Source organism: Rhizobium sp. SEMIA 4085 (assembly GCF_013004495.1).
Classification (GTDB): Bacteria; Pseudomonadota; Alphaproteobacteria; order Rhizobiales; family Rhizobiaceae; genus Rhizobium; species Rhizobium gallicum.
In genome coordinates, this window is record NZ_JABEPH010000221.1 from 1 (window position 1) to 10174 (window position 10174).

General features: G+C 59.4%; 11 protein-coding genes. 7 read left to right on the forward strand and 4 right to left on the reverse strand.

Annotated elements, in window-relative coordinates; all coding sequences use genetic code 11:
- On the reverse strand, positions 1 to 546 hold a 546-nt coding region (locus C9413_RS20540; protein ID WP_246703805.1), incomplete at its 3' end, for a thiamine pyrophosphate-binding protein.
- A 349-nt stretch (positions 547 to 895) separates the two neighbouring features.
- Between C9413_RS20540 and C9413_RS20545 the strand changes: the two genes are divergently transcribed.
- Positions 896 to 2932 (forward strand): ATP-binding protein, encoded by a 2037-nt coding sequence (locus C9413_RS20545; protein WP_039845298.1) that lies wholly within the window; start codon positions 896 to 898, stop codon positions 2930 to 2932.
- 4 nt (positions 2933 to 2936) lie between these two features.
- Here C9413_RS20545 and C9413_RS20550 read toward each other — a convergent pair whose 3' ends face one another.
- The 3 genes from C9413_RS20550 to C9413_RS20565 all read right to left on the reverse strand — a co-directional run bounded on the left by C9413_RS20550 (position 2937) and on the right by C9413_RS20565 (position 4754).
- Positions 2937 to 3197: a hypothetical protein gene (locus C9413_RS20550; protein ID WP_039845299.1), complete on the reverse strand. Its 261-nt coding sequence runs from the start codon at positions 3195 to 3197 to the stop codon at positions 2937 to 2939.
- Between the two features lie 631 nt (positions 3198 to 3828).
- The gene (locus C9413_RS20560; RefSeq protein ID WP_223844162.1) at positions 3829 to 4020 is read right to left on the reverse strand and encodes a hypothetical protein; all 192 of its coding nucleotides are present in this window, start codon (positions 4018 to 4020) and stop codon (positions 3829 to 3831) included.
- A gap of 227 nt (positions 4021 to 4247) precedes the next feature.
- Positions 4248 to 4754: an Hsp20/alpha crystallin family protein gene (locus C9413_RS20565; protein WP_040115614.1), complete on the reverse strand. Its 507-nt coding sequence runs from the start codon at positions 4752 to 4754 to the stop codon at positions 4248 to 4250.
- 330 nt (positions 4755 to 5084) lie between these two features.
- Between C9413_RS20565 and groES the strand changes: the two genes are divergently transcribed.
- The 6 genes from groES to C9413_RS20595 form a co-directional block, all read left to right on the forward strand.
- Positions 5085 to 5399 carry a co-chaperone GroES gene (groES, locus tag C9413_RS20570; protein WP_040115615.1) on the forward strand — a complete coding sequence of 105 codons (315 nt, stop codon included), beginning with the start codon at positions 5085 to 5087 and terminating at the stop codon, positions 5397 to 5399.
- A 51-nt stretch (positions 5400 to 5450) separates the two neighbouring features.
- Positions 5451 to 7082, forward strand: coding sequence for a chaperonin GroEL (groL, locus tag C9413_RS20575; RefSeq protein WP_040115616.1), 1632 nt, complete (start codon positions 5451 to 5453; stop codon positions 7080 to 7082).
- Positions 7083 to 7135: 53 nt separating this feature from the next.
- Positions 7136 to 7372: a hypothetical protein gene (locus C9413_RS20580; protein WP_040116602.1), complete on the forward strand. Its 237-nt coding sequence runs from the start codon at positions 7136 to 7138 to the stop codon at positions 7370 to 7372.
- Positions 7373 to 7620: 248 nt separating this feature from the next.
- Positions 7621 to 7908 carry a hypothetical protein gene (locus C9413_RS20585; RefSeq protein WP_040115617.1) on the forward strand — a complete coding sequence of 96 codons (288 nt, stop codon included), beginning with the start codon at positions 7621 to 7623 and terminating at the stop codon, positions 7906 to 7908.
- A 151-nt stretch (positions 7909 to 8059) separates the two neighbouring features.
- Positions 8060 to 9088: a LacI family DNA-binding transcriptional regulator gene (locus C9413_RS20590; RefSeq protein WP_052451811.1), complete on the forward strand. Its 1029-nt coding sequence runs from the start codon at positions 8060 to 8062 to the stop codon at positions 9086 to 9088.
- A gap of 41 nt (positions 9089 to 9129) precedes the next feature.
- Positions 9130 to 10174, forward strand: a 1045-nt coding sequence (locus tag C9413_RS20595; RefSeq protein WP_170250836.1) for a sugar ABC transporter substrate-binding protein, incomplete at its 3' end; no start/stop codon positions are given.

A 10174-nucleotide genomic window follows, 5' to 3' on the forward strand; every position in this document is an offset into this window, starting at 1 on the left:
CGTGTCGGTGCCGGTCGAGATCTGTGTGTGCTTCGGAGTAGCGAGGACGACCGGGCCGGGACGGCCGGACTGCGCGATGCGGAAGGCTTCATGGATGATGGCAGCGAGCTCATTGACGTCCTTGACCAACCAGTTGTGCTTGGTGCAGGGGCGTGTGATGCCGACGGTATCGCATTCCTGGAAGGCATCGGAACCGATGAGCGAGGTCGGTACCTGGCCAGTGAGGCAGACCAGCGGGATGGAGTCCATCAGCGCGTCCTGCAGCGGCGTGACGGCATTGGTTGCACCCGGACCGGAGGTGACTAGCATGACGCCGACCTTGCCGGTCGAGCGTGCATAGCCTTCGGCCGCATGGCCGGCGCCCTGCTCGTGGCGGACCAGGATATGCTTGATCTCCTCCTGCTGGAATATCTCGTCATAGATCGGCAGCACCGCACCGCCCGGATAGCCGAAGAGATGTTCGACGCCGTTGTCCTTCAGCGCCCGCAGAACGATCTCCGCGCCTGTCATCCGATTGTCTGGTGTTTGGTTGTCCGTGCCCGTCATGTTTTCTGTTCCGTTTTGACTGCTGGAATTGAGGTCTTCGGTGCGGAGGCCTGGATTTCAGGCATAAAAAAAGGCCCCAGAGGGAGCCTGTCAACTAGCGCATGGGTGGCTATCGCCGGATGGTTACACCATCCTGCCCATGCGCTTTCCCACCACAATAAGAACTGCTGCTATTTTCATGGGCGCAATTGATAGACAGAAAATTTCATAGCGTCAACGCTTCCCGAAATAAAAAAACGGCGCGCACTAAAAGACGTAGCGCCGGTTATCCCGTTAAAAAACAAGAGACCCGAAGGGTTTTGTTAAAGGATAAATCATATGATCGCCTGCTAACGCAGGGAGTAGGCCGTTGCTCAACAACGACTTGCCAACGTCAGGCAAGGCCAGCGATCAGGATCGCCGCGACAATCTAACCCCCGGGAATCGCTTCCTCGGCCGCGTCGTCGCGTGCAGCGGCTCGCGCGCGACCATCGCCGCCGTCGCGGAGGCCGGCGGCACCGATCTCACCGAACTGTGGTCCGTCGGCCGCCTGATTTCGATCAGCGTCGGCCGAAACCGCGTCGTCGCCCTCGTTTACGCCATGAACACCGGCACGCATGCCTGGGGCGAAGGAGAGGACAACTATTTCAGGATCGAGACCGAGCTGCTCGGCGAAGTCCGCGTCGAGGAAGACGGCCGCGAGGAATTCTCGACCGGCATCTCATGCTATCCCCATCTCGGCGCGATTGCGCACCGCATCCGCGCCGCCGATCTGATGCGCATCTACGACGCAGGCACCGGGACGACGGCGGTCATCGGCAACCTCACCCAGGACGAAAGCATCGATGCGGCGATCCACATCCCCTCGATGCTTTCCAAGCATTTCGCCATCGTCGGCTCCACGGGCGTCGGCAAATCCACGGCCGTCTCGCTGCTCTTGCACAAGGCGATCGAAGCCGATCCGAAGTTGCGCGTCCTGATCCTTGATCCGCACAACGAATTCGCCGCCGCTTTCCCGAAGCATTCGGTCGTCATCGATACCGACACGCTCGACCTGCCCTTCTGGCTGATGCGGCTTGAAGAATTCGCAGAAGTCGTCTTCCGCGGCCGCGCGCCAGTGCCTGAGGAACTCGACATGCTTCGCGACATCATGCCGGACGCCAAGCGCGCCTTTCGCGGCAGCGACAATTCTCTCGTCCGCCGCACCACCGAGAAGAGCTCGATCACCGCCGACACGCCGGTCCCCTACCGCATGGCCGACCTGCTGGCGCTTATCGACGAGCGCATCGGCCGTCTCGAAGGCCGCGCCGAAAAACCCTTCCTGCGCTCGTTGAAGATGCGCATCATCGCGGCAATCAACGATCCGCGCTACCACTTCATGTTCTCCAACAACACGATCAGCGACACGATCATGGACACCGTGGCGCAGATATTCCGCATTCCTGGCGACGACCGGCCGATCTGCACGTTCCAGCTTTCCGGGATCCCCTCGGAAGTGGTGAATTCGGTCGCCTCCGTCCTGTGCCGCATGGCCTTCGAAATCGGGCTCTGGAGTGACGGCGCTGTCCATATGCTCGTCGTCTGCGAAGAAGCGCACCGCTATGTTCCGGCCGATCCGAACCTCGGCTTCATCCCGACGCGCCAGGCCATCGCCCGCATCGCCAAGGAAGGCCGCAAGTACGGCGTCTCGCTCGGCATCATCACGCAGCGCCCCGGCGAACTCGACCAGACGATCCTCTCACAGTGCTCAACGCTGTTTGCCATGCGCCTTGCCAACGATCGCGACCAGGACATCATAAGATCGGCAATCCCGAATTCGTCGATTTCGACGACGAGCTTCATTTCCTCGATCGGCAACGGCGAAGCGATCGCCTTCGGCGAAGCGATCAGCGTGCCGATGCGCATGCGCTTTTCGCGCGTCGAGCAGCATTTGCTGCCGAAGGCGAACGGGGCGACCGCCAAGCATTCCGACGAGGATCCCGATACGGTCGATCTGCGCAAGATCGTGACGCGCATGCGCGCCGTCAGCGGCGGTCCGGATATTTCCTCTTTCCAGCAAAGCTACAGTGCCGCGCAGAGCGACATGCTGTTCGACGACGAAGAGCCGTCGGAGGATGCTTCCTATCCGGCGTCCGTCTCTGCGCCGCCGCTGGCGCCGACCGATTCCTACAGGCCGGACATGCTGCCGCGCAGCCATGCGCCGCGCGAGCCACAAACCGCACCGCCGCAGACATCTTTGGATAGCCGCCTGGAAGCTCTCCGGCGAGAGATGCGCCGCGAAGAGACAACGTCCCAGCGGCCGGTGTTCTCTCAAGACCCGGCTGCCAGCCCGCACCGCGAACCCGGCATGTCGCTCCGCGAGAGCATTCTCAAGAAGCCGCTCAGGAGCCTCCATAATAAGGATTGAGGCCTCATTGCCCCTCAGATTGCCTGGCTGCAGCGGCAATGACACTCAGGTGGCGCTCTATCAGCGTCAAAAAGGCGATCGTTCCGCAGACCAGGGCGGCGACCACGATGCCGGCGATCGCGCCAAAAATCGCTCCGATCACGAACATTCCGGACCCGCCTTGAGCCGAGGCGGCGGTTGCGCCGGACAGCGTGAAGAAGGCCAAAATGACGATTGCAATAAGGGCATTGATGGAAGCAAGCGTCTTTGCGAGAAAATTGTTCATGACATCTCCTGGCCGGCCGGCCGATGGTTTTCGTTCGCATTCATCGGCATAGGGGACGGCGATTAAGCCGTACCCCTGCCACACCACCCGGCATGCGGGTCCGCACCGGGCGGTTCGAGAAGTTGTGGTCATGCAAGTCGGGGGAAGCCGAGGGCGTCGAAGTGTCCAACCGTCAGGACCCGGCTCAGCCCAGCTTCGCTGTGCCTCCACAATGTCCCGGCCTCCGGCTATGAGTGCCGCCCACTCATGGTGAGCTCCGAGGCTGCGGAGACGGCTATAGACCGTGGTTCCTTTGCCCCATTGCTTGAGCTGGATGGCCCGAAGGCGGTGGCGTATCCACGAGTCCAGGTTTTTGAATATTTGCGGTGTCTGTGCCAGTTGGAAGTAGGATTTCCAGCCGGGGAGATCGAAGCGGAACCACGCCGCCGTGAGGATTGAGTGATTGAGTTCGGCCTTCTTCGTGACGTTCTTTCCCGGTTCCTCTGCCGTCCCCTGGCCGAGGTTCTCATGTTCCTGATCTTCAGGTCTTCGCGCAGCTGTTGCGACGCGCCGCGCGATGCGTGTCGTTACGAAGGCCTACAGCATGCCAGGCGCAGGCAACACCCTCTTCTGCCTAAATGGCAGACGCCTCTCAGCGATCGAGGTCAAGTTTGAGCTGCTCACCGCCGCGGGTCTTAACGAGATAGGGGTTCGGCGGTCTCATCAACTGGATCCGCGCGAGCAGCTTTTCACGCCGTTCCAGATCGCGCTCGCGCGCCGAGCGGGATGCAGCAACAAAAGCCATGGCATTCTGTATAACGAGTTCTGCGTGCGTCATGAGCATCTCCGTTACATCTGTTCCCTTTATGTTCTCTTTTTCGGTTAAAGTCAACTCAGCAACGCCCCGTGCGCATGGCGTCGCTCTTTCGCGGACTACTGGAGTGAGGCTGAGGCATCGACCGCAGGCGCCGACAAATCATCCTGGCGCTCGTTCAAAGAGAAGGGGACCGCTGCCAGCGGTCCCGCCCAGTTTCTCGGCCACGGATGCGCTTTGGCAACAATGTTTGGAGCCTAGCTGTTGATCGTAATGCGCTTGGCGGTCGATTGCGCCGTTTCGGAGCGTGGCAGGGTGATCGTCAAGACGCCATTTTTGAACGAAGCGTCCACCTTGTCTTCCTGCACCTCGTTATTGAGCGACAGGCGGCGCTCGAAGCGGCCATAGAACCGCTCGGAGAATTGCCGGTCCTTATCCTCGCTGTCGGCGCGCTTTTCACCGCGGATCGTCAGGATGCCATTGTCGATCAGAAGTTCGATATCCTTCTCGTCCATTCCTGGGATTTCGGCGACGATACGGATGTCCTTGTCCGTCTCCGAGACTTCGATCTTCGGCCAGGCCGTTTCGAACATGAAACCGGACCCGACAGTCGGAAAATGGCCCTCGACGCCGCGGAAAACATCATCGAACAACCTGTTCATCTCGCGATGAAGCGCAAGGAACGGATGCTGGTCTCTGCCTGCATAGCCTGTCGGGACCGGACTGTTGCTGCGGCCCCAGGGAATAAGATCACGAACGCTCATCTAAGCCTCCATGTTTTCAACGCGCCAGCTCATCCGGCGCACTCGCCTTTGCCTTTCGGGTATCAGGCGACAAGTCACTCTTCGGAATACGCTTGACACTGCACAGAACTGCCTGCGCCGCATCAGAGATTAAACGCCGATGGCGAAGCTTCCGTTCCGCGCCGTTAGCACTCTCCTGATAAGAGTGCTAATTTTTTGCCGTCGGCCCCTTGAAATTCGAAAAAATCGGTAGCAGATTTTTTCCGCCGAGCGGTCAGCAGCTCGGTAGCCCGGATTGGTCGCCTGGTCCGGGAGCGTGATAAGTGATCATCATCGTCCATGGAGGAAGACATGACGTTCCGACCGCTTCATGATCGCATTCTCGTCCGCCGTGTTGAGTCTGAAGAAAGGACCAAAGGCGGCATCATCATTCCCGACACCGCCAAGGAAAAACCGCAGGAAGGCGAAGTCATCGCCGTCGGCCCCGGCGCGCGCAACGACGCCGGCCAGATCCAGCCCCTCGACGTCAAGGCGGGCGACCGGATCCTGTTCGGTAAATGGTCCGGCACCGAGATCAAGATTAACGGCGAAGACCTGCTGATCATGAAGGAAAGCGACGTAATGGGCATCATCGAGGTTCCGGTGGCCGGCAAGAAGGCCGCTTGAGGCGCGCCTTTCAGCTAACGTCAGCCGACTACCCAATGGAGGAGTGAAGACATGGCTGCTAAAGAAGTCAAATTCCACAGCGACGCGCGTGACCGTTTGCTGCGCGGGGTCGACGTGCTTGCCAACGCGGTGAAGGTGACGCTCGGCCCGAAGGGCCGTAACGTCGTGATCGACAAGTCCTTCGGCGCGCCACGCATCACCAAGGACGGTGTTTCGGTCGCCAAGGAAATCGAACTTGAGGACAAGTTCGAAAACATGGGCGCGCAGATGCTGCGCGAAGTCGCGTCCAAGACCAGCGACGTTGCCGGCGATGGCACGACGACAGCAACCGTTCTTGCCCAGGCGATCGTTCGCGAAGGCGCCAAGGCCGTTGCTGCCGGCATGAACCCGATGGACCTGAAGCGCGGTATCGATCTTGCCGTCGATGCCGTCGTCAAGGAACTGAAGAACAACGCCCGCAAAATCTCCAATAATGCCGAAATCGCCCAGGTCGGCTCGATCTCCGCCAACGGGGATGCCGAAATCGGCAGTTTCCTTGCTGAAGCCATGCAGAAGGTCGGCAATGAAGGCGTCATCACTGTCGAAGAAGCCAAGACCGCCGAAACCGAACTCGAAGTCGTCGAAGGCATGCAGTTCGACCGCGGCTATCTCAGCCCGTACTTCGTGACCAATCAGGACAAGATGCGGGTCGAGCTTGAGGATCCTTATGTTCTCATCCATGAGAAGAAGCTCTCCAACCTGCAGTCGATGCTTCCGGTTCTCGAAGCCGTCGTACAATCGGGCAAGCCGCTGCTCATCATCGCTGAAGACGTCGAAGGCGAAGCGCTTGCAACGCTCGTCGTCAACAAGCTGCGCGGCGGGCTGAAGATTGCTGCCGTCAAGGCTCCGGGCTTCGGCGACCGCCGCAAGGCCATGCTCGAAGACATCGCGATCCTGACCGGTGGTACGGTCATCTCCGAAGACCTCGGCATCAAGCTCGAGTCCGTCACCCTCGACATGCTTGGCCATGCGAAGAAAATCGTTGTCGAGAAGGAAAACACCACGATCATCGACGGCGCCGGCGCCAAGTCCGACATCGAAGGCCGCGTTGCGCAGATCAAGGCGCAGATCGAAGAAACCACCTCCGACTACGATCGCGAGAAGCTGCAGGAACGCCTTGCCAAGCTCGCAGGCGGCGTTGCCGTCATCCGCGTCGGCGGCTCGACGGAAGTCGAAGTGAAGGAAAAGAAGGACCGCGTCGACGATGCGCTGCATGCGACCCGTGCGGCAGTCGAGGAAGGCATCCTGCCAGGCGGCGGTGTGGCACTGCTGCGCGCCGTCAAGGCGCTTGACAACCTCAGCGCGGCCAATTCTGACCAGCGTGTCGGCGTCGAGATCGTCCGGCGCGCAATCGAATCCCCGGTGCGCCAGATCGCCGAGAATGCCGGGGCGGAAGGGTCGATCGTCGTCGGCAAGCTGCGAGAAAAAGCCGAATTCTCCTACGGCTGGAATGCTCAGACCAATGAATATGGCGATCTCTATCAGATGGGCGTGATCGACCCGGTCAAGGTCGTGCGAACAGCGCTTCAAGATGCTGCCTCCGTTGCCGGCCTGCTGGTGACGACCGAAGCGATGGTGGCGGAAAAACCCAAGAAGGAAGCCGCCGCCCCTGCCATGCCCCCCGGAGCCGGCATGGACTTCTAGCTTGACATGCGGCCCGCCTGGCAACGGGCGGGCCGTACGGAATGGAGGTCAAGATGGTTCAGACGATCATAAACAGATCGGACGTGCCGCTCGATACCCGTGACCTTGAGATGTGCCAATGCGTATTCGACGAGGTTCGATCGGACGCCAAGGTAGCCAAGGATTCCGAAGAAGCGGAGCGCATTGCTGCCATAACGATCGAACTCTATCGCCAGGGCGTGCGCAGCCCAGACCATCTGAAGGTCATGGTAGAAGCGGCTCGCGGCCTTATCGCGCCGCGCGAAAAGTAGAATGAATGGATGGCCGGGACTGGTCATGCCCGTTTGGAATCCACAAACGGGCAAACAGTCGGACTGGAAGACAAAAGTTCAATAGCACGAGCAGACGGTCTGTCGGCGACGCGCCGATGAAATCCTTGCGGCACTTTATGTCCGCTGCCGCTTGCAGATGATCTGAATTTTTCGCCCCGTTTTTGAGGAGGTTCCATGAATCTGTGCTAAGTCGCGGCAAAGAACGCCACCATAGGACTATCGAACCCATGATTGAACTTACGCCATCGCAGGTCGCAGCACTGAAACTCGCAAGAGACGGTGATCTTTATCCTCAGCCGACGAAGAAGTGGACGCACCAAAACGCCACGGTGACCTACGCGAAAACCGACCGTTGGAAAGAACGGCCGCAGAAAGTGAAATCCGTAACCAGCAAGGCACTGGACGAGTTAAAAGCGTCCGGGTTTCTGGAACGGCGCCATCTCGATCATGATGCTTCAAAGGACGTCTACGGGATCACGATGGCGGGCAAAATGTGGCTGCTAAAGAACAAGTAGGCCTTGCCAGATCCTCATTAGATTTCTGATCCCGACCAGTCTAATCGTTCGGAACAATGGTCTAAGATCGCCTCCCTGACGCTGAGAAAACGTTTTCGCAGTTGACATTATTGTTGCGAAAAGGTTTTCTCTTATGGCGACGGGTGGAAGAATGAGACTGGACCAAACAGGAAGAAAGCAGACCCGCATCACGATCCACGATCTAGCCGCTGCGGCCGGGGTCAGCATCTCGACGGCGTCGAAGGCGTTAAATGATACGGGCCGTATGGGCGAGGAAACACGCGAGCGGGTCAAGCGCATCGCACGGGAAATTGGCTTCAGGCCGAACGCGTTGGCGCGCGGCCTCTTGAGCAAGCGCAGCTTCACTATCGGGCTTTTGACCAACGATACCTATGGCCGCTTCACCCTTCCGGTAATGGCAGGCGTTTCGGAAGCGCTTGTCGATCACGGAGTTTCGGTTTTCCTGTGTGCGATCGAGGATGATCCGGCTCTTGGGCAGATTCATGTGGATGCGATGCTGGACAAGCAGGTCGATGGCATCATCGCATCGGGAAAACGGGTCGATCGGCAGCTTCCGGTCGATTTGTCGAGCATTCCGGTACCCGTGGTCTATGCCTTTACGGAAGGTATGCCGGGCAGCGTGAGCTTCCGCTCGGATGACGCACAAGGCGCAAGGCTCGCTGTGGAATGGCTGATCGGGCTCGGGCGTTCCCGCATCGCCCATATTACTGGTCCTGAAAGCTTCTTTTCGGTGCGCGAACGCGCTTTTGCCTATCGTGAGCTGGCAGGTGACGGTGAACCGGTTCTTTACGGCGTGTGGGCAGAGGCCTGGGGTCACGAAGCGGTCGACCAGATATGGAGCCGCGCCGGAGAAAAACCCGATGGCATCTTCTGCGGCAACGATCAGATTGCCCGCGGCGTCGTCGACGCGCTGCGCGAACGGGGCGTCAAAGTACCGGAGGACGTTTCTGTGGTTGGCTTTGACAATTGGGAGATCGTCGCCGCACAGACGCGGCCGCCGCTGACGACGATCGACATGGAATTGAAGGAACTCGGGCGTCAGGCAGGGTTGACCGTGCTTGCCCTTGCCGAAGGCCGGCCCGTCGAGCCCGGCGTGCGGAAATTGCCGTGCCGTTTGATCGTGCGGCAGTCATGCGGGAGTGATGCCCGCGAAGAATGAGAAGCGGCGCGAAGGAGACGCGCCATATTGGGAGGAATGTCATGATCAAGCGCCTAATAGCAGCGACCAGCATCGCTACCCTATGCCTGGTATCCGGAGCAGCGGCCGCCGAAAAAGTTGAAATGTGGGTCCGCTCGGGGATCGGCGACGCCTTCAAGAAGGTCGTCGAAGCCTATAACGCCAACCACGAAAACCAGGTCGTCGCAACCGAGGTACCATTTTCCGAACTGGTGCAGAAATATGCAACCGCGATTGCCGGCGGACAGGCTCCTGACGCCCTTTCGATGGATCTTATCTATAACCCCGCCTTTGCTGCGGCCGGCCAGTTGGAGGACCTGACGGACTGGGCAAAAGCTCTGCCTTACTTCAATTCGCTGTCGCCGTCACATGTTCGCCTCGGAACCTATCAGGACCGGATTTACGGCCTGCCGCTCTCCGTCGAGACATCGGTCTTCGCGTGGAACAAGGATCTCTACAAGAAGGCCGGTCTCGACCCGGAAAAGGCACCGGCAACATGGGACGAAATTACCGCCAACGCGGAAAAGATCCGAGCACTCGGTGAAGACACCTACGGATTTTATTTCTCCGGCGGCGGCTGCGGTGGCTGCATGATATTCACCTTCACGCCGCTCGTGTGGGGTGCCGGAGCCGATATCCTGTCGGCCGACAGCAAGGCAGCAACGCTTGATACCCCGCAAATGCGCAAGGCCGTCGATATTTATCGCAACATGGTCAAGAAGGACCTCGTGCCGGCGGGAGCTGCAAGCGACAACGGCGCGAACTTCCTCACCTTCACCAATGGCAAAATCGGTCAGCAGAGCCTCGGCGCCTTTGCCATCGGCACACTGGTGACCGAACATCCGGACATCAATTTCGGGGTCACGCTCATTCCCGGCGTCGAAGGAACGCCGTCCTCCTTCGCCGGCGGCGATAATTTCGTCATCACCAAGGGCACGAAGAAGATCGACGCTGTGAAGGAATTCCTCGAATACGTCTACTCAGTGGATGGCCAGAAAGTCATGGCGAAGTACGGCAGCCTGCCGACGCGCGGCGATATCGCCGACAAGGTACTGGAAGGTCTCGATC